Source organism: Rhizobium sp. R711, from assembly GCF_002211365.1.
GTDB lineage: Bacteria > Pseudomonadota > Alphaproteobacteria > Rhizobiales > Rhizobiaceae > Rhizobium.
This window is the reverse complement of record NZ_LOKZ01000001.1, coordinates 828,990-849,624: the sequence shown is the minus strand read 5'-3', so window position 1 is coordinate 849,624 and position 20,635 is coordinate 828,990. Positions and strand designations below refer to the sequence as shown.

25 protein-coding genes are annotated in these 20,635 nt (G+C 60.5%); 21 read left to right on the top strand and 4 right to left on the bottom strand.

Annotated features, from left to right (window positions below; genetic code table 11):
• Positions 1-514 precede the first annotated feature (514 nt).
• The 17 genes from ATY80_RS04115 to trmB all read left to right on the top strand — a co-directional run bounded on the left by ATY80_RS04115 (position 515) and on the right by trmB (position 14,986).
• Positions 515-910 (top strand): VOC family protein, encoded by a 396-nt coding sequence (locus ATY80_RS04115; protein ID WP_088691169.1) that lies wholly within the window; start codon positions 515-517, stop codon positions 908-910.
• Between the two features lie 97 nt (positions 911-1,007).
• Positions 1,008-2,072: a tryptophan--tRNA ligase gene (gene trpS, locus ATY80_RS04110; RefSeq protein WP_088691168.1), complete on the top strand. Its 1,065-nt coding sequence runs from the start codon at positions 1,008-1,010 to the stop codon at positions 2,070-2,072.
• Between the two features lie 107 nt (positions 2,073-2,179).
• Positions 2,180-2,605, top strand: coding sequence for a cupin domain-containing protein (locus ATY80_RS04105; RefSeq protein WP_088691167.1), 426 nt, complete (start codon positions 2,180-2,182; stop codon positions 2,603-2,605).
• Positions 2,606-2,687: 82 nt separating this feature from the next.
• Entirely contained in the window at positions 2,688-3,179 is a 492-nt protein-coding gene (locus ATY80_RS04100) for a universal stress protein (RefSeq protein WP_007789346.1), read from the top strand.
• A gap of 109 nt (positions 3,180-3,288) precedes the next feature.
• Positions 3,289-3,855 carry a NifU family protein gene (locus tag ATY80_RS04095; RefSeq protein WP_016552506.1) on the top strand — a complete coding sequence of 189 codons (567 nt, stop codon included), beginning with the start codon at positions 3,289-3,291 and terminating at the stop codon, positions 3,853-3,855.
• A 101-nt stretch (positions 3,856-3,956) separates the two neighbouring features.
• Positions 3,957-4,616 carry a tRNA (adenosine(37)-N6)-threonylcarbamoyltransferase complex dimerization subunit type 1 TsaB gene (gene tsaB, locus ATY80_RS04090; RefSeq protein WP_088691166.1) on the top strand — a complete coding sequence of 220 codons (660 nt, stop codon included), beginning with the start codon at positions 3,957-3,959 and terminating at the stop codon, positions 4,614-4,616.
• Between the two features lie 2 nt (positions 4,617-4,618).
• A complete protein-coding gene (locus ATY80_RS04085; protein WP_088691165.1) occupies positions 4,619-5,113 on the top strand; it encodes an N-acetyltransferase in 495 nt (164 codons plus the stop codon).
• Between the two features lie 37 nt (positions 5,114-5,150).
• Positions 5,151-5,579, top strand: a complete 429-nt coding sequence (locus ATY80_RS04080) for a Fur family transcriptional regulator (protein WP_007789354.1) — start codon at positions 5,151-5,153, stop codon at positions 5,577-5,579.
• 30 nt (positions 5,580-5,609) lie between these two features.
• Complete coding sequence (locus ATY80_RS04075; RefSeq protein ID WP_088691164.1) at positions 5,610-6,407, top strand: lysophospholipid acyltransferase family protein; 798 nt, start codon at positions 5,610-5,612, stop codon at positions 6,405-6,407.
• Between the two features lie 48 nt (positions 6,408-6,455).
• Positions 6,456-7,865 (top strand): tRNA (N6-isopentenyl adenosine(37)-C2)-methylthiotransferase MiaB, encoded by a 1,410-nt coding sequence (gene miaB, locus ATY80_RS04070; protein WP_088691163.1) that lies wholly within the window; start codon positions 6,456-6,458, stop codon positions 7,863-7,865.
• A gap of 18 nt (positions 7,866-7,883) precedes the next feature.
• Positions 7,884-8,936 carry a PhoH family protein gene (locus ATY80_RS04065; RefSeq protein WP_088691162.1) on the top strand — a complete coding sequence of 351 codons (1,053 nt, stop codon included), beginning with the start codon at positions 7,884-7,886 and terminating at the stop codon, positions 8,934-8,936.
• On the top strand, positions 8,936-9,451 hold the full coding sequence (gene ybeY / locus ATY80_RS04060) for an rRNA maturation RNase YbeY (RefSeq protein WP_088691161.1): 516 nt from the start codon (positions 8,936-8,938) through the stop codon (positions 9,449-9,451). Before ATY80_RS04065 ends, ybeY begins: the two co-directional genes overlap by 1 nt.
• A complete protein-coding gene (locus ATY80_RS04055; protein ID WP_088691160.1) occupies positions 9,448-10,599 on the top strand; it encodes a hemolysin family protein in 1,152 nt (383 codons plus the stop codon). Before ybeY ends, ATY80_RS04055 begins: the two co-directional genes overlap by 4 nt.
• 77 nt (positions 10,600-10,676) lie before the next feature.
• Positions 10,677-12,278, top strand: a complete 1,602-nt coding sequence (gene lnt / locus ATY80_RS04050) for an apolipoprotein N-acyltransferase (RefSeq protein ID WP_088691159.1) — start codon at positions 10,677-10,679, stop codon at positions 12,276-12,278.
• Between the two features lie 152 nt (positions 12,279-12,430).
• The gene (locus tag ATY80_RS04045; protein ID WP_088691158.1) at positions 12,431-12,850 is read left to right on the top strand and encodes a helix-turn-helix domain-containing protein; all 420 of its coding nucleotides are present in this window, start codon (positions 12,431-12,433) and stop codon (positions 12,848-12,850) included.
• Positions 12,851-13,034: 184 nt separating this feature from the next.
• Positions 13,035-14,288: a methionine adenosyltransferase gene (metK, locus tag ATY80_RS04040; RefSeq protein ID WP_088691157.1), complete on the top strand. Its 1,254-nt coding sequence runs from the start codon at positions 13,035-13,037 to the stop codon at positions 14,286-14,288.
• Positions 14,285-14,986 (top strand): tRNA (guanosine(46)-N7)-methyltransferase TrmB, encoded by a 702-nt coding sequence (gene trmB, locus ATY80_RS04035; RefSeq protein WP_088691156.1) that lies wholly within the window; start codon positions 14,285-14,287, stop codon positions 14,984-14,986. The genes metK and trmB overlap by 4 nt, the downstream gene beginning before the upstream one ends.
• Before the next feature lie 7 nt (positions 14,987-14,993).
• Here trmB and ATY80_RS04030 read toward each other — a convergent pair whose 3' ends face one another.
• Positions 14,994-15,251, bottom strand: coding sequence for a DUF1150 family protein (locus ATY80_RS04030; RefSeq protein WP_088691155.1), 258 nt, complete (start codon positions 15,249-15,251; stop codon positions 14,994-14,996).
• 49 nt (positions 15,252-15,300) lie between these two features.
• Positions 15,301-15,732: an Hsp20 family protein gene (locus ATY80_RS04025; protein ID WP_088691154.1), complete on the bottom strand. Its 432-nt coding sequence runs from the start codon at positions 15,730-15,732 to the stop codon at positions 15,301-15,303.
• A gap of 261 nt (positions 15,733-15,993) precedes the next feature.
• Here ATY80_RS04025 and ATY80_RS04020 point away from each other — a divergent pair, with 261 nt between their 5' ends.
• Complete coding sequence (locus tag ATY80_RS04020; protein WP_088691153.1) at positions 15,994-16,938, top strand: nucleoside hydrolase; 945 nt, start codon at positions 15,994-15,996, stop codon at positions 16,936-16,938.
• A gap of 23 nt (positions 16,939-16,961) precedes the next feature.
• Here ATY80_RS04020 and grpE read toward each other — a convergent pair whose 3' ends face one another.
• On the bottom strand, positions 16,962-17,582 hold the full coding sequence (gene grpE / locus ATY80_RS04015) for a nucleotide exchange factor GrpE (RefSeq protein WP_088691152.1): 621 nt from the start codon (positions 17,580-17,582) through the stop codon (positions 16,962-16,964).
• 216 nt (positions 17,583-17,798) lie between these two features.
• On the opposite strand from grpE, the gene ATY80_RS04010 reads away from it, so the two are divergent.
• The gene (locus tag ATY80_RS04010) at positions 17,799-18,233 is read left to right on the top strand and encodes a GFA family protein (RefSeq protein ID WP_088691151.1); all 435 of its coding nucleotides are present in this window, start codon (positions 17,799-17,801) and stop codon (positions 18,231-18,233) included.
• Between the two features lie 5 nt (positions 18,234-18,238).
• Here the strand turns inward: ATY80_RS04010 and hrcA are convergent, their stop codons facing one another.
• A complete protein-coding gene (hrcA, locus tag ATY80_RS04005; RefSeq protein ID WP_088691150.1) occupies positions 18,239-19,327 on the bottom strand; it encodes a heat-inducible transcriptional repressor HrcA in 1,089 nt (362 codons plus the stop codon).
• A gap of 175 nt (positions 19,328-19,502) precedes the next feature.
• Here hrcA and rph point away from each other — a divergent pair, with 175 nt between their 5' ends.
• On the top strand, positions 19,503-20,222 hold the full coding sequence (gene rph / locus ATY80_RS04000) for a ribonuclease PH (protein ID WP_088691149.1): 720 nt from the start codon (positions 19,503-19,505) through the stop codon (positions 20,220-20,222).
• Entirely contained in the window at positions 20,219-20,635 is a 417-nt protein-coding gene (locus tag ATY80_RS03995; RefSeq protein ID WP_088691148.1) for a VOC family protein, read from the top strand. Before rph ends, ATY80_RS03995 begins: the two co-directional genes overlap by 4 nt.

The window sequence follows — 20,635 nt, the reverse complement described above, 5'->3', positions numbered from 1 at the left end:
GGGGTCCGCAGAAAATGGTCTCCCTCCGGGGACGGCGGCGCCAGCGCGAATGCGGCGTCGAGTTGAGCCCCGGACGTGCCTGCGTGGCACACATGGCCCCCAGGGGAAGCAAGAGCTTCCACGGGCAAGGCGGCAGAGGGACCGCGTTCGGGCACAAACCGCCGAACGGGGCGCTCGACAGCGCCATATTGTTTTACTCAACGAGGCAATTTCCAGCGCCCCGTCCGAGTGACAATGCAGGTCAAGCGCGGGCCAAAAGGATCGCGTGAAGGCGAAGACGTGTGCCGTTACCCCGCCGATTGCTTCTCTCCGTCACCCCGGACTTGATCCGGGGTCGAGCGCGCTCAAGTCCTCGAGCGCGAAAGACTGATCTGCGCCGCAGACGCGGCGTTGCCGGATGCCGGATCAAGCCCGGCATGACGGAAGCACATGGGCCGAACGACGGCAGCCCGCTCTCCCTTGACCGGCCGCCCGCGCTTGGCAACAACACCACATCGCAAATCGGAGCCCTGTAATGTCCCAATCGCTCTTTCTCGTAACACTCATCGTCGACGACTACGATCGGGCCAAGGACTTCTACTGCGGCGCGCTCGGCTTCGACTGCCTTCAGGACGACGTCCAGCCGGACGGCAAGCGATGGGTCGTGGTCAGGCCGAAGGGCGAAGATGGAGCGGCATTTCTGCTCGCGCAGGCTGCCAACGACCGGCAAATGGCGGCGATGGGCAACCAGACAGGCGGGCGGGTTGGCTTCTTCCTCAAGACCGATGATTTTGCGCGTGACCATGCGTCGATGCTGGCCAAGGGCGTGCAATTTCTCGAAAGGCCGCGACACGAAGTCTACGGGACCGTCGCCGTGTTTTCGGATCCTTACGGCAACACCTTCGATCTGATCGAACACGCCGCAGGCTGAACCCCTTGATTGCCGTATCGCGCGCGTGCATAAGCCGCGACGTTAGCAACATGGGTTACAGACCCTGGGGCCCTCCACCAGCCTAATCGAGGACATAATGAGCGAATTCAAGAAAGTCGTATTCTCCGGCGTCCAGCCGACCGGCAATCTCCATCTCGGCAACTATCTCGGCGCAATCCGCAAGTTCGTGGCACTCCAGGAAGGCAACGACTGCATCTACTGCGTGGTCGACATGCATGCTCTGACGGCGCAGCTCGTCCATGACGACATGCCGAACCAGATCCGTTCGATCGCCGCCGCCTTCATCGCGTCCGGCATCGATCCGGAAAAGCATATCGTTTTCAACCAGTCGGCCGTGCCGCAGCATGCCGAGCTTGCCTGGATCTTCAATTGCGTCGCGCGCATCGGTTGGATGAACCGCATGACGCAGTTCAAGGACAAGGCCGGCAAGGACCGTGAGCAAGCCTCGCTCGGCCTCTACGCCTATCCGAGCCTGATGGCTGCCGACATTCTCGTTTACCGCGGCACGCATGTCCCGGTCGGTGACGATCAGAAACAGCACCTTGAACTCGCCCGCGACATCGCGATGAAGTTCAACCTCGACTATGCGGAGCATATCCGCAAGACGGGCTACGGCATCGACATCACCGTCGGCGATGAGCCGGTGCATGCCTATTTCCCGATGGTCGAGCCGCTGATCGATGGTCCAGCGCCGCGCGTCATGTCGCTTCGCGACGGCACCAAGAAGATGTCGAAGTCGGATCCATCGGATCTCTCGCGCATCAACCTGATGGATGACGAGGACGCAATCTCGAAGAAGATCCGCAAGGCCAAGACCGATCCGGAAGGCTTGCCCTGCGAAGTCGATGGACTCAAGGGCCGTCCGGAGGCGGACAACCTGGTCGGCATCTATGCGGCGCTCGCCGACAAATCGAAAGCGGACGTGCTTGCCGAGTTCGGCGGTCAGCAGTTTTCCGTCTTCAAGCCGGCACTGGTCGACCTGGCGGTCAACGTGCTTTCGCCGATCACCGCCGAGATGCGCCGGCTGATGTCGGACACCAGCCACATCGACGCGATCCTGCGCAACGGTGGCGAGCGGGCACGGGCACGCGCCGAAGTGACGATGAAGGAAGTGCGCGACATCGTCGGCTTCCTGTACTGAGATCCCGGCTCTGCCGAAATCGTCCGGGGCGGCGTACATGCGGCCCCGGACTTGTCGAACCTCTACCTGCGGCGTACTGTTCCTAAACAGACCGTCAGGAGGCTTCGGTGCGAGATCGCAACCTCATCCAGATCGGCGCCATGGAGATCCGGCTTCTGATCGACGAGGACCAGAGCGCCGGAAGTCTCGTGATGTTCGAATTCACGGTCCCGCCTCAGGCACGTGTCCCGGCCGCCCATTATCACCGTGACGTCGACGAAGTGATCTACGGATTGTCCGGCACGATGACCACGACGCTTGACGGGCGCAAACACGAGATCGCATCGGGGGGTACCCTCTTCATCCCACGTGGCTACGTCCACACCCACGAAAATCTGCACGGCGAAACCGCCAAGGCTTTGATCACCATGACACCCGGCTTGATCGGCAGACGCTACTTCGAGGAGATGGCTCTGGCCATCAATGTTCAGGGCAAGCCGGATATCGAGCATGTGAAAGCAATCATGCGCCTTTACGGACTGGTTCCGGCCTGACCTAGACCTCGACAGAGCCCCCCTCGAGGGATCAAAAACGAGGGCTTGCAAATTTTCAGGTTCAGGTGTCAGAGTCCGCGGCATGGTATCAAAACGACTCTCCCGGCTCGAAGGTCATCGCCGCAAATTCATGGCGGTCATTGACGATACGCCCGAATGCTCCCGTGCCGTTCACTATGCCGGCCGGCGCGCCAAGAACTCGAATGGCGGCCTTGTGCTGATGTACGTGATACCGGAGGGCGACTTCCAGCAGTGGCTGGGGGTGGAGGAGATCATGCGTGCCGAGGCGCGCGAGGAAGCCGAAGCCGTGGTCGCCAAGGCGGCGCATGTGGTTCGCGAAACGATCGGCATCGACCCTGAGATCGTCATCCGCGAAGGAAGCGCCACGGAGCAGATCAACGCCGTCATCGAGGAAGACCGCGATATCGCGATCCTGGTGCTGGCCGCAAGCTCGGCCAAGGAAGGTCCAGGACCGCTGGTGTCGTCGATCGCCGGGCGTGGTGCGACATTTCCCATCCCCGTCACCGTCCTGCCTGACACATTGACGGACGAGGAATTGGATGCCCTCGCATAAAGCATTTCTTGAGTGCCAGTCTCTTGAATAGAGTTGCCAATCGGCTTATTTTCTTTTTTGAAGAATTCTAAAGACGGCCTGGGCCGCTGCCCGCCGCACGGAGAGCGACATGTTTATTCAGACCGAAGCCACGCCGAATCCCGCCACGCAGAAGTTCCTGCCGGGTCGGGTCGTAATGGAGAACGGAACAGCCGAATTCCGTAGCGCCGACGAGGCTCAGGCATCGCCGCTCGCGGCCCGTCTGTTCGAGATTCCTGGCGTGACCGGTGTCTATTTCGGCTACGATTTCATCTCCGTGTCCAAGGACAATGCCGAGTGGCAGCACCTGAAGCCGGCCATCCTTGGCTCGATCATGGAACACTTCATGTCGGGCAAGCCTGTGATGGGCGATGCATCGGTTCTTTCCGAGGATCTCGATGCCGGCGGCGAGTTCTTCGATGAAGCAGACGAGTCGATCGTGCTGACGATCAAGGAACTGCTGGACACACGTGTACGCCCGGCCGTCGCGCAGGATGGTGGCGACATCACCTTCCGCGGCTTCAAGGACGGCAAGGTCTATCTCAACATGAAGGGCTCCTGCTCCGGCTGCCCGTCTTCGACGGCGACGCTGAAGCATGGCGTGCAGAACCTGCTTCGCCATTTCGTTCCGGAAGTCGAGGAAGTCGTCGCCGCCTGACGACGACACTCTGTCCCGGCATTCGTCCTGGCGCAGCATTTGCAAGCGCGGCAGGGTGAAGGTATGGACGCTCAGGAACGCTTTATTCGGAAATTGATGCCATGATCATACTGGCGCTCGACACCGCAGGTGTGGATTGCGCTGCCGCTCTCTATGACAGCGGCAGGGATACGATGCTGGGCGAGGCATCGGACATGATCGGCAAGGGGCATGCTGAGCATTTGATGGGAATCATCGACCGCGTGCTGGAGCAGGCGGATATGTCGCTTTCGGCTGTCGATCGCATTGCTGTCACCATCGGTCCAGGCTCGTTTACCGGCATTCGCGTCGGTGTCGCCGCCGCGCGCGGCTTTGCGCTGTCGCTCGGCGTTCCGGCGGTCGGGGTGACCACGCTTGCGGTGATGGCCGAAGCGCAGCGGCTGAAAACGCCGGGGTGCCCCGTGCTCGCGGCCATGGATGCCAAGCGAAACGAGATTTATCTGCAGGCGTTCAATGTCGACGGCGAAACGTTCGACGAAGCGCGCGCCGTGACCGTCGAGGAAGCGCAGGCGTTCGCCGCGGCGTTCGAGGGCGAAATCACCGGTTCGGCCACGCCTCTCCTGAAGCCGGACGCGACCGGCGACCATGCCAACCATTTCCCGATTTCCATTGTGGCACGCATCGGCGCCGCCGCCGATCCGTCTGCCGGAAAGCCAAAGCCTCTTTATCTGCGTGGACCCGACGCCAAGCCGCAGGCCGGGTTTGCAATTGCGCGAGTATGACCATGTTGGAATCCTATTTGACGTTGAAGCCGGAATTCGAAATCGTCGCGATGGATGCCGATGATTGCCGCGCGGTCGCAGCCCTGCACGGCGAGCGTTTCGCCCGCCCGTGGGGCGATGGCGAGTTCTACAGCCTGCTCAGCCAGGACACCGTCTTCGGCTTCGTGGCCCGCCAGACAAACGCCTTCCTCAAGAAGCCGTTGCCGGGTTTTGTGCTGGCGCGCCAGGTTGCCGGCGAGGCGGAAATCCTGACGATCGCCGTGCAGACGAAGGTCGCGCGCGCCGGCCTCGGCTGGCGGCTGATGCAGGCCGCGATGCGCGAAGCGAAGCTGCGCGGTGGCGAAAGCATCTTTCTGGAGGTCGATGATGGCAATGCGGCAGCGCTCGGGCTCTACCGCAAGCTCGGCTTCGAGAAAGTCGGCGAACGCAAGGGATATTACAAGGATGCCAAGGGCGCCGTTTCCACAGCGCTTGTCATGAAGCGCGTTCTTCGCTAGTTCCGTTGCTTAAACGTTGACTATCGGAAGGCAGCCCATGACTGACGTCGCCAAGACCCTCGAGGAGCTTTGCGCTGAACGCGGCATGCGCATGACCGAACAGCGCCGCGTGATTGCGCGTATTCTCGAAGAATCCGCCGACCATCCCGACGTGGAAGAGCTTTACCGGCGTTCGGTGAAGGTGGACGCGAAGATTTCGATCTCCACCGTCTATCGTACCGTGAAGCTGTTCGAGGATGCCGGCATCATCGAACGCCACGACTTCCGAGACGGCCGCTCGCGTTACGAGACCGTGCCGGAAGAGCATCATGACCATCTCATCGACCTCAAGTCGGGTGTCGTTATCGAGTTTCACTCGCCCGAGATCGAGGCGTTGCAGGAACGCATCGCCCGCGAGCACGGCTTCAAGCTGGTCGATCACCGGCTCGAGCTTTATGGCATCCCGCTCAAGCCGGACGAGCGCTGAGGCCATGATCGCAGTCGCGGAGTCTTCGTCTTGATCGCCTGGCTGCGCGTGGCGCTTGCCGGCATCGTCATTCTCTTCGCCAGCATCCTGCTCATGCCCTGGCAACTCCTGGCGCTCCGCTTCGATTGGAAGCTGCGGCGCTGGCTGCCGCGCATCTGGCATCGCATCGTCTGTTTCTGCTTCGGCATCCGCATCCGCGTCCATGGCAAGATGGAAACGCACAGGCCGTTGATGCTTTGCGCCAACCATTCATCATGGATGGACATCATGGTGTTGTCGGCTGTGGCCGACGTTGCCTTCATCGCCAAGATCGAGGTGCGCGACTGGCCAATCTTCGGCACTCTGGCGAAGCTACAGAGGAGCGTCTTCGTGGTGCGCGAGGAAAAGCGCAAGACCGGCCACCAGGCGAACGAGATTGCCTCCCGCATGGCGGATGGCGAGATCGTCGTATTGTTCCCGGAGGGCACGACCTCGGATGGAAACCGTCTTCTGGAGGTCAAATCCTCGCTGTTTGGCGCTGCCGCCATGGCGGTTCCGGCTTCGCCGACCGGTGCCGTTGTCGTCCAGCCGGTCGCGGTTGCCTATACGGGCGTGCACGGTCTGCCGATGGGGCGTTATCATCGCCCACTTGCCTCGTGGCCCGGCGATGTCGAGATGCTTCCGCACTTGAAAGACATGCTGCGATGCGGCGCCTTTGAGGTAGACGTCTGTTTCGGTGAGGCGATCGAATATCGCGCCGACAGCAACCGCAAGGACGTCAGCGCGACGATTGCCCAGCGAATCCGCTCGATGCTTGGCGCAGCCCTGCGCGGCCGCAACACGGCGTAAGACAAGATTTCCTTTTCTCGCGCATGAAAAACCACTAAATAGCCGGCCATGACCCAGGACAGCGCCCTTCTTCAGGCCCCGGAGACCGGTCTCCGCGATGGCAGCAACAGCCGCAAGGTATTCATCAAGACCTACGGCTGTCAGATGAACGTCTATGACTCGACGCGCATGAGCGATGCCCTCGCCCGCGACGGATATGATTTGACGGAAGTCTTGGAGGAGGCAGACCTTGTTCTGCTGAATACCTGTCATATCCGCGAAAAGGCTGCCGAAAAGGTCTATTCGGCGCTCGGCCGCCTGCGCGATATGAAGAAGGAGCGCAACAAGGAGGGCCGGGAGTTCATGATCGGCGTTACCGGCTGCGTGGCGCAGGCGGAAGGCGAAGAAATCCTGCGCCGGGCACCCGCCGTCGACGTCGTCATTGGTCCGCAGACCTATCACCGCCTGCCGGAAGCGTTGCGCAAGGCGAAGCAAGGGCATCGCATCGTCGACACTGAATATGCGCTCGAAGACAAGTTCGAGCATCTGCCGATCGCGGAGAGCAAGAAAATCCGCTCGCGCGGCGTCACTTCGTTCCTCACCGTTCAAGAAGGGTGCGACAAATTCTGCACCTTCTGTGTCGTGCCCTATACACGCGGATCGGAAGTGTCGCGGCCGGTCAGCCAGATCGTCGAGGAAGCGCAGAAGCTCGTCGAAGGCGGCGTGCGCGAGATCACGTTGCTCGGCCAGAACGTCAACGCCTGGCACGGTGTCGGCGCTAATGGTCAGGAATGGACTCTCGGCGACCTGCTCTACCGGCTGGCCGAGATCCCGGGCCTTGCGCGCCTGCGCTACACTACCAGCCATCCGCGTGACATGGACGATCGCCTGATCGAGGCGCATCGGGATCTGCGCGCGCTGATGCCGTACCTGCATCTGCCGGTGCAAGCCGGCTCCGACCGCATCCTGAAGGCGATGAACCGGCGCCATACGGTCGCCGAGTATCTGACACTGATCGAGCGCATTCGCGCAGCCCGCCCCGATATCGCTCTCTCCGGCGACTTCATCGTCGGCTTTCCGGGGGAGACAGACCAGGATTTTGAAGATACACTCCGACTTGTGGAGGAGGTGCGCTATGCGCAGGCTTTCTCCTTCAAGTACTCGACACGGCCGGGCACGCCCGGCGCGGAACTGAAGGACCAGGTGCCGGAAGAGATCAAGGCAGAACGGCTGGAACACCTGCAGGCGCTTCTCCTGAAGCAGCAGCAGGAATTTGCCGAATCCTGTGTCGGGAAAACGATCGAACTGTTGCTCGAAAAGCCCGGTCGCATGCCAGGACAGCTTATCGGCCGTTCTCCCTGGCTTCAGTCCGTGAATGTTGATGCAAAAGCATTGCAAATCGGTGACATTATTAATGTGCGAATCACCGGAACCGGAACCAACAGCCTGTTTGCCGAGATTGCAAAGGCTGAGGTCTAACCCAAGGAGCCTGACCGCTTGAACGGACAAGAATTGGTTTCTTCTTCACCGCGCCACCCACGCATTGCGAGCGACGCCAATCACTTTATTCTGACGTTCGAGAACAATCGGTTCGCCAGTGAACTGTTCGGCCAGTTCGACCAGAACCTCAAGCTCCTTGAAGAGCGTCTGCACATCGACGCGCGAGCGCGGGGCAATTCCGTCGTTATCTCAGGAGACATCGTCGCTACCAATCAGGCGCGGCGTACGCTCGATTACCTCTATGAGAAGCTCCAGAAGGGCGGCAGCGTGGAACGCTCCGACGTCGAAGGCGCGATCCGTATGGCGATGGCCGCCGACGACCAGTTGAGCCTGCCGACAATGGAGAAGAAGGCCAAGCTGACGATGGCCCAGGTTTCCACGCGCAAGAAGACCATCATTGCCCGCACACCGACGCAGGATGCCTATCTCAGGGCCTTGGAGCGCGCTGAACTCGTGTTCGGCTGTGGTCCGGCCGGTACCGGCAAGACCTATCTCGCCGTCGCCCATGCCGCTCAACTGCTGGAACGCGGCGTCGTTGAGAGGATCATTCTTTCGCGCCCTGCGGTCGAAGCCGGCGAACGCCTCGGCTTCCTGCCAGGTGACATGAAGGAGAAGGTCGACCCTTATCTTCGCCCGCTCTATGACGCGCTCTATGACATGATGCCGGCCGACAAGGTCGATCGCGCCATTACCGCTGGCGTCATCGAGATTGCGCCGCTCGCTTTCATGCGAGGTCGTACGCTCGCCAATGCCGCCGTTATCCTCGACGAAGCGCAAAACACCACGTCGATGCAGATGAAGATGTTCCTGACGCGTCTCGGCGAGAACTCCCGCATGATCGTCACTGGCGACCCAAGCCAGATCGACTTGCCGCGGGGCGTCAAGTCTGGGCTAGTGGAAGCGCTGCAACTGCTGAATGGCGTCGAGGGCATCTCGATCGTCCGCTTCAAGGATACGGACGTCGTGCGCCATCCGCTCGTCGGGCGGATTGTCAGGGCTTATGATTCCACCTACGCAGCGGAAACCGAAGAGGTTAGCCGGCAGGACTGATGGCGGAACTTGATATCCAGATCAGCATCGAGGGGGGCAATTGGCCCTCCGAAGATGCGTTGCATGCATTGGCGGATCGCGTACTCGAAACGGCGGCAACCTATCTTCGCGAGAGCGAAAGGCAGCCTTTTCCCAAGATGATCCCGGAAGTCTCGCTGGTTTTCACCGACGACGCCTCGATCCAGGACATCAACGCCGAATGGCGCGGCAAGGACAAGCCGACCAACGTGCTTTCCTTTCCCGCCTTCCCGGTAAAGCCAGGCAAGGTGCCGGGTCCGATGTTGGGCGACATCATTATCGCAAGAGAAACCGTGGAGCGGGAGGCGGTAGAGCTCGAAAAGAACTTTGACGACCACCTGACGCACCTGATAGTGCATGGATTCTTGCATCTCTTCGGCTACGATCATAATAATGACGCTGAAGCCGAGATAATGGAGGGGCTCGAGACTCGCATTTTGGCGGTACTCGGCCTATCTGACCCATACGAGGGTCAAGACCTTAAAATGGAACCATGAGCGACTTTACGACGAGACCGGCCGCTGAGGCCAAGGACGCCGATCAATCCTCCTCCTCCGATGAGGGTGGCAGTAGTAGTAGGCAGTCCGGACGATCCCAATCCTTCTGGTCGCGCGCAGCGCGCATCCTGAGACCACAGCAGGGCTCGCGCCTTCGCGAGGACATCGCCGATGCGCTGATGACCGACGCTGCCGTCGGCGACGTGTTTTCACCCGACGAACGGGCGATGCTGCACAACATCCTTCGCTTCCGCGAAGTGCGTGTCGCCGACGTGATGGTGCCGCGCGCTGATATCGAGGCCGTCGACCAGAACATCACCATCGGTGAACTGATGATCCTGTTCGAGGAGTCTGGACGTTCGCGCATGCCGGTTTACGCGGATACGCTCGATGACCCGCGCGGCATGGTGCATATCCGCGACCTCCTGTCCTACATCGCCAAGCAGGCGCGCAACAAGCGCCGCGGCAGCACCAAGGCACTCAAGCCGGCAGAGCCTTTGGTCGAGGTTTCCCCCGAGCACCTGCAGAAGCCGACGCGCGCCGCCAAGCCGAATTTCGACCTCAGCCGCGTCGACCTGCAGAAGACGCTGTCAGAGGCCGGCATCATCCGCAAGATCCTCTTCGTGCCGCCTTCAATGCTTGCTTCGGATCTCCTTCGCCGCATGCAGGTGAACCGCACGCAGATGGCACTCGTCATCGACGAATATGGCGGCACCGATGGGCTGGCATCGCACGAGGACATCGTCGAGATGGTCGTCGGTGACATCGACGACGAGCATGACGACGACGAAGTCATGTTCAAGCGCGTGTCCGAAGACGTCTTCGTTGCCGACGCCCGTGTCGAACTGGAGGAGATCGCCGAAGCGATCGGGCCGGACTTCGACATTACCGAGCAGGTCGATGAAGTGGACACGCTGGGCGGCCTGATCTTCTCCGAACTCGGGCGCATTCCCGTGCGCGGTGAGGTCGTACAGGCCCTGCCCGGTTTCGAGTTCCATATTCTTGATGCGGACCCGCGCCGGATCAAGCGCGTGAGGATCACTCGCAAGCGCCAGGCGATCCGCCGTCGCGTCAAGATCGACGGTGAAGGCACGTCCGGCTCGGATCACGGCGAAGAGCGGCAAACAGACGCTCCCACAACCAACTGATTGCCGCAAACCACGACAAACGGCGGCTTTTTTGAAAGACTGCGGTCGGGTTGATTCGCAGCGTGATGGGAGTGCGCATGGAGCGGCTTGCAGACAGGGTTATCCTGGCCTGGGGGTTCAAGAGGGTTGTACTGGCCGTCCTTGCAGGCGCCATCGGCGTTCTGGCCTTACCTCCCTTCGGCTTCTTTGCCGCGATGTTCGTGTCGTTCACGCTGCTTGTCTGGCTGATCGACGGCTCCGCCGCCGCTCCTGAAAGCGGGTTTCTTGGTCGGCTGTGGCCATCCTTCGCCGTCGGCTGGCTATTCGGCTTCGGCTATTTCGTCGCCGGCCTCTGGTGGCTCGGCCATGCCTTGATGATCGATGCCGAGGCCTTCGCCTGGGCGCTGCCGTTGGCGATTTTCGGCCTGCCTGCGGTGCTCGCCATCTTCTACGGCGTTGCTGCCGCCCTGGCGCGAACCCTGTGGTCCGACGGCATGGGGCGGATTGCGGCGCTTGCGGCGAGCTTCGGATTGCTCGAGTGGTTGCGGAGCGTCCTTTTCACCGGCTTTCCCTGGAACGCTGTCGGCTACGGCATGACGCCCGTGCCTCTCATGATGCAATCGGCGCATGTCATCGGCACCATGGGTATAACGTCGCTCTCGGTCTTCATCTTCGGCGCGCCTGCGCTTCTCGGAACACGTCAGGGCGCGAAGCTCGGCCTTTCATTGGCAGCCCTGCTTTTCGCGGCGCATATCGGCTACGGCGCTTATGTTCTCTATGGCCCACAGCCGACGCCCGCAGCCGACTCCAAGAGCCCGGTCATCCGTCTCGTTCAGCCGATGATCGAACAGACGGCGAAGATGGACAGCGACGCTGATCGCGCTGCTATCTTCGAAAAACATCTGAAACTCTCCGTCGAGCCTCCGAAGGACGGTGGGCGGAAACCAGACATCATCGTCTGGCCGGAGACGGCCATTCCCTTCATCCTGACCGACAATCAGGATGCGCTCAGCCGGATCGCGGACACCCTGGACGACAATCAGATCCTGATCGCCGGCGCCGTTCGGGTGGAAGACACGGGGCCGGGCAATCCGCCGCGCTACTACAATTCGATCTATATCATCGACGGTCGTGGCCAGATCGCAGGCGCCGCCGACAAGGTGCACCTCGTGCCGTTTGGCGAATACGTGCCCTTCGAAAGCATCCTCGACGATTTCGGCATCCAGAACGTCGTTGAGATGCCGGGTGGCTTCTCACCCGCCGCCACGCGTCAGCTGCTGACTTTGCCGACGGGGATCAAGTTCTATCCGCTCGTCTGCTACGAGATCATTTTTCCCGATGAAATGACAGGCGACCTTGGCGCGGCCAATGCCATCCTCAATGTCACGAATGATGCGTGGTTCGGTGCAACGCCCGGCCCCTACCAGCACTTTCAGCAGGCCAGGTTGCGTGCCGTGGAGACCGGTTTGCCGCTGATTCGCAACGGCAACAGTGGAATTTCAGCGATCGTGAACGCCCGTGGCGAGGTCATTGCCGGACTGGGCCTCAATGAAACCGGCTTCATCGACGCAACCATTGAGAGCTTCAGCGCGGAACGCGATCCAGGCTACCCGCGCCAAACTTACTTCCGGTTGATCGAAATACTTCTGTTTGCAATTGCGCTCGTTTCGCGTTTTGGTTTTGTTTTCAAGCAGAATTGACCGAAAACCCCTAAAATTGCATAGTGGTTGGGATCGGCGTTCTTAGCGTATGTTTCAAGGTGGTTAATCAGGACTTTGCAACGTGACGTTTTGGGGATGGGTTTGGGCATGCCGGTTTAAACAAGGTTGAAAATTATTGTTAGGGCAGGACCATGATTGAGAACAAGAAGAGGCCGAACCCCATCGACGTCCATGTTGGCAGTCGCATTCGCCTTCGTCGAACAATGCTAGGAATGAGCCAGGAAAAACTCGGGGAGAGCCTCGGCATCACGTTTCAGCAGATCCAGAAATACGAAAAAGGCACCAATCGCGTCGGTGCGAGCCGCCTTCAGAACATCTCCAGCATTTTGAACGTCCCCGTCTCCTTCTTTTTCGAGGACGCGCCAGGCGAACAATCCTCCGGTCTATCCGGCATGTCGGAGGCCTCCAGCTCGAACTATGTGGTCGACTTTCTTTCATCGTCCGAAGGACTCCAACTCAACCGCGCCTTCGTGAAGATCACGGACCCCAAGGTCCGTCGCAAAGTGGTCGAACTTGTGAAGGCGCTCGCCGCCGAGGCCGACAGCGAATAATCGCCACTCAAAATTTGGAGCAAAATAGGAAAGCGGTCGCAACGGCCGCTTTTTGGCGTTTTTTGGGCATATTTTGCCACTTCGCCGCAGATATAAAGATATATTTATGTCCTTGTACGCTTGTTTTTCGTGTACGAACTGAGTACCTACTAGGCAGCTTTTGTTCTTTGAGGGGAATCCCGGAATGCGCGCGAATTACCTTTTCACCAGCGAGTCAGTTGCCGAAGGTCACCCGGACAAGGTGTGTGACCGGATCTCCGACGAGATCGTGGATCTGGTCTACCGCGAAGCAGCCAAGACCGGCGTCAACCCCTGGGGCGTGCGCATTGCCTGCGAGACGCTGGCAACGACCAACCGAGTCGTGATCGCCGGTGAAGTGCGCCTGCCGCCGAGCCTGATGAAAAAGGACAAGGACGGCAAGGACGTCATCAATCCTTCGAAGTTCAAGGCCGCTGCCCGCCGCGCCATCAAGGACATCGGCTACGAGCAGGACGGCTTCCACTGGAAGACGGCGAAGATCGACGTGCTCCTGCACTCGCAGTCCGCCGACATCGCCCAGGGCGTTGACAATGCCGCCGACCAGCAGGGTGACGAAGGTGCTGGCGACCAGGGCATCATGTTCGGCTACGCCTGCAAGGAAACGCCTGACCTCATGCCGGCGCCGATCTACTATTCCCACAGGATCCTGCAGCTGCTCGCCACGGCCCGCAAGAAGGGCGACGGCGAAGTTGCAAAGCTCGGCCCGGATGCCAAGAGCCAGGTGACGGTGCGCTACGTCAACGGCAAGCCCGCCGAAGTCACGTCGATCGTTCTCTCCACCCAGCACCTCGACGAAAGCTGGGACTCGAAGAAGGTTCGCGCGGTCGTCGAGCCCTATATCCTCGAAGCTCTCGGCGATCTGCCGGTCGCCGACGATTGCAAGTGGTACATCAATCCGACCGGCAAGTTCGTCATCGGCGGTCCCGATGGCGACGCGGGCCTGACCGGCCGCAAGATCATTGTCGACACCTACGGCGGCGCTGCTCCGCACGGTGGCGGCGCATTCTCCGGCAAGGACACGACCAAGGTCGACCGTTCGGCCGCCTATGCTGCCCGCTACCTCGCGAAGAACGTCGTTGCCGCCGGTCTTTCCGATCGCTGCACGATCCAGCTCTCCTACGCTATCGGCGTCGCACAGCCGCTGTCGATCTATGTCGACCTGCACGGCACTGGCAAGGGCGTGACGGAAGACCAGGTCGAAGCCGCTATCCGCAAGAACATGGATCTGTCGCCGACCGGCATCCGCCGTCATCTCGACCTCAACAAGCCGATCTACGCCAAGACCTCGGCCTATGGCCACTTCGGCCGCAAGGCCGGCCGCGACGGCTCGTTCTCCTGGGAGCGCACTGACCTCGTCAAGGCGCTCAAGGAAGCCGTTAAGGTCAAGGAAGCAGCATGACCGACATGGAACGCCGCGGACGCGCGACCGAAGCCTTCTTCGGTCGCCGCAAGGGAAAGGCTCTGCGCGAACATCAGGCAGAGCGACTGAACACCCTGCTTCCGGCGTTCCTCATCGATCTTTCAGCGGCTCCACCCGACCCGCTGAAAACTCTCTTTCCGGTGTCGACCGAAAGGCTGCGCCTGGAAATTGGCTTCGGCGGCGGCGAGCATCTGATCCATCGTGCCGTGGAAATGCCCTTCACTGGCTTTATCGGCGTCGAGCCTTTCATCAATTCCATGCAGAAGCTGCTGACGAGCGTCGACAAAGCGGGCGCCAAGAACGTCCGTGTCTATAACGATGATGCGACGCAGTTGCTGGATTGGTTGCCTGATGCCTCGATCGACCACATCGACCTGCTCTACCCGGATCCGTGGCCGAAGCGGAAGCACTGGAAGCGCCGCTTTGTATCGAAGACCAATCTCGACCGCTTCCACCGCGTCCTAAAGCCGGGCGGGCTGTTTTGCTTCGCGTCCGATATCGATACTTACGTCAACTGGACGCTACTCAAGTGCCGCGACCACGGCGGCTTCGAATGGCTCGCCCAGAATGCTGCGGATTGGCTGACGCCCTACGAGGGCTGGCCGAGCACACGCTACGAGGCCAAGGCGCGGCGCGAAGGCAGATCTTCCGCCTATCTCACATTCAAGCGCGTCTGAGCCTGCCTTAGTGCAGGCTCACCGTTTTCAGCTCATCCTCGGCAGCCTTGAAGAAGGTGCTCGAGCGGTTGTCCGTCAACAGGATCGGCGTGCCATCGGCGCCGAAAAGCGCCCATAGGTCAACGCTCGGATCGATATCCGGCGCTTCAGGGAAGCACTTGGAGACTTCTTCAGACCGCATTTTCCGGATGTAGGCGACCTCGCCGTTGCCGATACCGGCAAGTTCGGTTTTGGTCAGGTGAGAATTGGCTTCTTTCATCAACATTCCTGTACCTCCAACAGAAGGGACCAACGGCTCAAGTTGCGCCGTTGTCCTACTGTGAGACCGAAATGTTAATTTTCTTCACCATACGGCTCGGCTCTGGGCGGATGAGATCCACCGACAATAATCCGTTCTTGAGGCAGGCGCCCAGAACCTGCATCCCGTCGGCCAAAACAAAAGTCCGCTGGAACTGACGCGCGGCGATGCCGCGATAAAGGTAATCACGTTCCCCCTGATCGACTTGGCGACCCCGGATCGAAAGCTGATTTTCCTCGACCGACACGTCCAGTTCTTCTTCGCTGAACCCGGCAACGGCAAGGGTTATACGCAGCCTCTCCGGATCACCGGAGGCGCGATTGGCGGCGACGCGCTCGATATTGTAGGGGGGGTACCCGTCGCTAGCCTTCGAAAGGCGCTCAAACGTCTTTTCCATGGCGTCGAAGCCCAAGAGCAAAGGGCTCGCGAAAGGCGTAATGCGGCTCATCGTCTTCAAGTCCTTGATTCAAGCGACCTTGCCGGACCTGAAGAACAGCATCCGATTGCCCCCAATATGGGAATTGCTGGCGACGGACGCAAGGCGGATATCCGCACTCACTGCCGGGGAGCGCGCAGGGGTCCGACCTTGACAAAGCAAGCGCCGCCTCGCATCAAAACCTGCCCGTACCGGCTGTGCCGATTTGCGACGGGAATATAAATAAACGGTGCATGCCAGGAAGACGCGCACCACGAGGATGGAACGATCGGAATGGCAGACCCTAGAAAGATCATCATCGACACTGACCCCGGCCAGGACGATGCCGCCGCCATCATGCTGGCCTTTGGCAGCCCGGAGGAACTCGCCGTTCTCGGGATCACCACCGTCGCCGGCAATGTGCCGCTGTCCTATACGAGCCGCAACGCACGCATCGTCTGCGAACTCTGTGGCCGGACCGATACGAAAGTCTTTGCCGGCGCCGACAAGCCGATCGCTCGCAAGCTGGTCACCGCCGAGCACGTGCACGGCAAGACCGGCCTCGACGGCCCTGTCCTCGACGAGCCTGTCATGCCTCTGCAGGCGCAGCATTCCGTGGATTTCATCATCGAGACACTGCGCAGCGAGCCGGAAGGCACGGTGACGCTGTGCACGCTTGGGCCACTGACCAACATCGGCCTGGCTTTCCAGAAGGCGCCCGACATCATCCCGCGTGTCCGCGAACTGGTCATGATGGGTGGCGGCTTCTTCGAAGGCGGCAACATTACGCCGGCGGCCGAGTTCAACATCTACGTCGATCCCGAGGCCGCCGACATCGTCTTCCGTTCCGGTGTTCCGATCGTAATGATGCCGCTCGACGTCACGCACAAGCTTCTGACGCGCAAGGACCGCGTCAAGCGCATGGCCGATCTCGGCACGCGCCCGGCCATCGCCATGGTCGAGATGCTGGAATTCTTCGAACGTTTCGATGTCGAGAAATATGGTTCCGACGGCGGTCCGCTGCACGATCCGACGGTTATCGCCTACCTGCTGAAGCCTGAGCTTTTCAAGGGCCGGACCTGCAATGTCGAGATCGAGGTAAAATCGGCACTGACAGTCGGCATGACCGTCGTCGACTGGTGGCACGTCACCGACCGCAAGCGCAATGCGCGGGTCATGCGTGATGTCGATGCGGACGGCTTCTTCGATCTGCTGATCGAGCGTTTCGCCCGCATCTAATGCCTATAGGGGCGCCAGAGAGATCAGGCGTCCTTCTGGTCGAAAACCGAATTGGTTTCGGACTCGACGAGCTTCGGGCCGCCCTTGGCGACGCCGACCATGGCAGGACGCAGAACGCGTTCACCGATGGTGTAGCCGGCCTGAACGACCTGTACGACCGTGTTGTTCGGCACATCAGGGTTCGGCACTTCGAACATGGCCTGATGGAAGTTCGGATCGAACTTCTGGCCGACCGGCTCCAGCTTGCGGACACCGTGGCGCTCGAGCGCAGACAGCATCGAGCGCTCCGTCATCTCGACGCCTTCGATCAGCGTTGTCAGACCGGCGTCGGCGGCAGCCTTCGCTTCCTCCGGAATCGCATCGATGGCGCGGCGCAGGTTGTCCGAGACAGCCAACATGTCTCGAGCAAAGCCAGCGGCTGAGTAGGTCTTGGCGTCCTTGACTTCCCGCTCCGTGCGGCGGCGCAGGTTATCCATCTCCGCGGCAAGGCGCAGATAGCGGTCGCGCAGCTCTGTATTCTCGCCCTTCAGAAGTTCCAGCGGATCGGGCTGTGCTGTGGCTTCGTTCTCGACGTTTGCGGCGGCGTCCGCTGCGGCTTCGACCGCGGCTGCGTCTGGTCCGTTCTTCGTCGTTTCGTCAGTCATGACGTTCTCCGGTGATTGGTGTCTTTTAGGATGTGCCCGATATCGAGCTTTGACGGGCAAAAATCAAGTCTGCGTGACCGAAAAGCACGTGATGCAGGGCAACTCGTGCAGGGTTGATCGAGAGGGCTAGCTTGACTTGCCCGCTCTAAAGTCATTTATTTTAGCCGTATCTAAATCTTTGGTGCTTCGACCTTTCCAGGTCAGGGAGCTGCTACCATGAGCGATCAGAAAAGCTATTCCGGGCGCTGCTTCTGCGGCGCCGTGGAGATTGTTGCTACCGGCGAACCGGTGGCTATGGGTTATTGCCACTGTGCCTCCTGTCGACATTGGTCGGCGGGGCCAGTCAACGCCTTCACGCTCTGGCAGCCGCACACTGTCCGCGTTACCAAAGGCGGCGAGCACGTGGAGGGCTACCAGAAGTCCGATACGAGCGTGCGGAAATTCTGCGAGTTGTGCGGCGGGCATCTCTACACCGAGCACCCCACCTGGGGCGTCACCGACGTTTACGCGGCACTTCTGCCCGATCTCGACTACACTCCGACGCTGCATGTGAACTATCAGGAAAGCGTGCTGCCTATCCGTGACGGTCTGCCGAAATACAGAGACATGCCCGCGGAGATGGGTGGCTCTGGCGACATGATGCCGGAGTAGCTGTCCTACTTCGCGCCGCGTGACAATCGTGTCATCAGCTGAGCAGTATAGTCGACCATCGGGACAATGCGTGAGTAATTGAGCCGCGTCGGCCCGATGACGCCGACGGCACCGACAATGCGGTCGTCGTCATCACGATAGGGCGCGACGATCAGCGACGAGCCGGAGAGCGAGAAGAGCTTGTTTTCCGAGCCGATGAAAATACGCACGCCCGGCCCGCTCTCGGCGAGATTGAGAAGCTCCAGCAGGCTGTCCTTCTTTTCGAGGTCGTCGAAGAGCATGCGCAGGCGGTCGAGATCGTCAGCGCCCGCGAGACCGGCGAGGAGATTGGCGCGACCGCGAATGATGAGCTGGGCCGGCTTGCCTTCGTCGGCACTGCCGGACCAGACGGCGATGCCGCGCTCGACGAGATCCTGCGACAGTGTATCGAGTTCGCTGCGCACCTCGTCCTTCAGTCGGCTTAATTCATTTCGCAGTTCCGGCAGCGTCTGGCCGGTCATGTGGGCGTTCAGGAAGTTGGCGGCCTCGGTCAATTGCGACGACGTCACGCCGGCCGGGAGCTCGATGATGCGGTTTTCCACCTGGTCGTGATCGCCAACGAGGACCGCAAGCGCCTTGGTTGGCTCAAGCCGGATGAATTCGACATGCTTGAGAACGGGATCGCTTTTCGAGGTGATAACAAGTCCGGCGCCGCGCGAAATGCCCGAGAGCATTCGGCTAGCCTCGTTCATCATCAATTCCATCGGATTGTCACGGCTTTCGGCGCGCACCTGGCGGTCAATGCTAGCGCGGTCCTCGGCCGAGAGGTCGCCGACCTGCATGAAGGCATCGACGAAAAAGCGCAGGCCCATCTGCGTCGGCAGACGACCGGCACTGACATGCGGAGAATAGATGAGGCCGAGTTCTTCCAGATCGCTCATCACGTTGCGCACGGACGCCGGCGATAGCGACATCGGCAGGATGCGCGACAGGTTGCGGGAGCCGAGCGGTTCACCCGTTTCCAGATAGCCCTCTACGATGCGGCGAAAGATTTCCTTAGAGCGTTCATCCAGCGCAGCCACTGCATCTGAAACCGACGTCGACCTGAACTCCATGAAAGCTTGCGTATCCGTGCTGACGATGATCCGACAAAATATAGCCAATCTCCCCGCAGCGGCAAAAGGGAAATTGCAAATGGGCGCTGCCAATCGTAGAAGCTCTCAACACCATAGCACGCATGATCTATCCGAAGGCTGCTTGCGTCTTCGGCATGACGATTAGGAGAATAATATGCGGCCCTCAGGCAGAAAAACCGACCAGATGCGCAAGGTCTCTTTCGAGCGCAATTTCTCCAAGCACGCGGAAGGTTCCTGTCTGGTGAAGTTCGGCGATACGCATGTGCTGTGCACGGCTAGCGTCGAGGAAAAGCCGCCGGCATGGCTGCGCAACACCGGCAAGGGTTGGGTCACGGCCGAATACGGCATGCTGCCGCGCGCCACCGGCGATCGCATGAAGCGCGAGGCCGCATCGGGTAAGCAGGGTGGCCGCACGCAGGAAATCCAGCGGCTGATCGGCCGTTCGCTGCGCGCCGTCGTCGACCTCAAGGAGCTCGGCGAGCGTCAGATCACCCTCGACTGCGACGTCATCCAGGCGGATGGCGGAACGCGCACGGCATCGATCACCGGCGCCTGGATCGCGCTTTACGACTGCCTCAAATGGATGGAGAGCCGCAACATGCTCAGGGTCGAGCGCGTGCTCAAGGACCATGTCGCGGCCATCTCCTGCGGCATCTTCGCGAATCAGTCGGTGCTTGACCTCGATTATCTCGAAGACTCCTCGGCCGAGACCGACGCGAACTTCGTGATGACCGGAGCCGGCGGCATCGTCGAAATTCAGGGCACCGCCGAAGGCACGCCTTTCACCGACGAGGAATTTGCTTCGCTGATGGCACTCGCCAAGGGCGGTATTGCCGAGCTCGTCGCCATGCAAAAGCAGGCGATCGCCGGATGAACGACATGCTGGAAGGCATGCTGGAGACGGCGCTCTATGCCGATGATCTCGACAAGGCCGAAGCCTTCTATGAAGGCGTTCTCGGTCTTTCGAAGATCTCGCGGGGCGGCAACCGGCACGTCTTCTTCCGCTGCGGCGCCGGCGTGCTGCTGATCTTCAACCCCAAGGAAACGATCAAGCCGCCCTCGCCCACCGCGCTGCAGGTGCCGCCGCATGGAACGACGGGTGCAGGACACGCCTGTTTCCGCGTCTCTGGGGAAAATCTGGATGCGATCGCCGCCCGGCTGAAGTCCGACGGTGTCGCCATCGAATCCGAAGTCAGCTGGCCGCAAGGCGGCCGATCGATCTATTTCCGCGATCCGGCGGGCAACAGCCTCGAATGCGCTGAAGCCCGCATCTGGGGAATCGAATAG

What these genes read in the sequence shown, in the direction of transcription:
- ybeY (WP_088691161.1), top strand. Translation starts at nt 8,936, where the DNA reads ATGGCGGAACTTGATATCCAGATCAGCATCGAGGGGGGCAATTGGCCC.
- trpS (WP_088691168.1), top strand. Translation starts at nt 1,008, where the DNA reads ATGAGCGAATTCAAGAAAGTCGTATTCTCCGGCGTCCAGCCGACCGGC.
- ATY80_RS04055 (WP_088691160.1), top strand. Translation starts at nt 9,448, where the DNA reads ATGAGCGACTTTACGACGAGACCGGCCGCTGAGGCCAAGGACGCCGAT.
- ATY80_RS04045 (WP_088691158.1), top strand. Translation starts at nt 12,431, where the DNA reads ATGATTGAGAACAAGAAGAGGCCGAACCCCATCGACGTCCATGTTGGC.
- grpE (WP_088691152.1), bottom strand. Translation starts at nt 17,582, where the DNA reads ATGACTGACGAAACGACGAAGAACGGACCAGACGCAGCCGCGGTCGAA.
- hrcA (WP_088691150.1), bottom strand. Translation starts at nt 19,327, where the DNA reads ATGGAGTTCAGGTCGACGTCGGTTTCAGATGCAGTGGCTGCGCTGGAT.
- tsaB (WP_088691166.1), top strand. Translation starts at nt 3,957, where the DNA reads ATGATCATACTGGCGCTCGACACCGCAGGTGTGGATTGCGCTGCCGCT.
- rph (WP_088691149.1), top strand. Translation starts at nt 19,503, where the DNA reads ATGCGGCCCTCAGGCAGAAAAACCGACCAGATGCGCAAGGTCTCTTTC.
- ATY80_RS04010 (WP_088691151.1), top strand. Translation starts at nt 17,799, where the DNA reads ATGAGCGATCAGAAAAGCTATTCCGGGCGCTGCTTCTGCGGCGCCGTG.
- ATY80_RS04080 (WP_007789354.1), top strand. Translation starts at nt 5,151, where the DNA reads ATGACTGACGTCGCCAAGACCCTCGAGGAGCTTTGCGCTGAACGCGGC.
- ATY80_RS04020 (WP_088691153.1), top strand. Translation starts at nt 15,994, where the DNA reads ATGGCAGACCCTAGAAAGATCATCATCGACACTGACCCCGGCCAGGAC.
- trmB (WP_088691156.1), top strand. Translation starts at nt 14,285, where the DNA reads ATGACCGACATGGAACGCCGCGGACGCGCGACCGAAGCCTTCTTCGGT.
- ATY80_RS03995 (WP_088691148.1), top strand. Translation starts at nt 20,219, where the DNA reads ATGAACGACATGCTGGAAGGCATGCTGGAGACGGCGCTCTATGCCGAT.
- ATY80_RS04115 (WP_088691169.1), top strand. Translation starts at nt 515, where the DNA reads ATGTCCCAATCGCTCTTTCTCGTAACACTCATCGTCGACGACTACGAT.
- lnt (WP_088691159.1), top strand. Translation starts at nt 10,677, where the DNA reads ATGGAGCGGCTTGCAGACAGGGTTATCCTGGCCTGGGGGTTCAAGAGG.
- miaB (WP_088691163.1), top strand. Translation starts at nt 6,456, where the DNA reads ATGACCCAGGACAGCGCCCTTCTTCAGGCCCCGGAGACCGGTCTCCGC.
- metK (WP_088691157.1), top strand. Translation starts at nt 13,035, where the DNA reads ATGCGCGCGAATTACCTTTTCACCAGCGAGTCAGTTGCCGAAGGTCAC.
- ATY80_RS04030 (WP_088691155.1), bottom strand. Translation starts at nt 15,251, where the DNA reads ATGTTGATGAAAGAAGCCAATTCTCACCTGACCAAAACCGAACTTGCC.
- ATY80_RS04100 (WP_007789346.1), top strand. Translation starts at nt 2,688, where the DNA reads ATGGTATCAAAACGACTCTCCCGGCTCGAAGGTCATCGCCGCAAATTC.
- ATY80_RS04095 (WP_016552506.1), top strand. Translation starts at nt 3,289, where the DNA reads ATGTTTATTCAGACCGAAGCCACGCCGAATCCCGCCACGCAGAAGTTC.
- ATY80_RS04025 (WP_088691154.1), bottom strand. Translation starts at nt 15,732, where the DNA reads ATGAGCCGCATTACGCCTTTCGCGAGCCCTTTGCTCTTGGGCTTCGAC.
- ATY80_RS04085 (WP_088691165.1), top strand. Translation starts at nt 4,619, where the DNA reads ATGTTGGAATCCTATTTGACGTTGAAGCCGGAATTCGAAATCGTCGCG.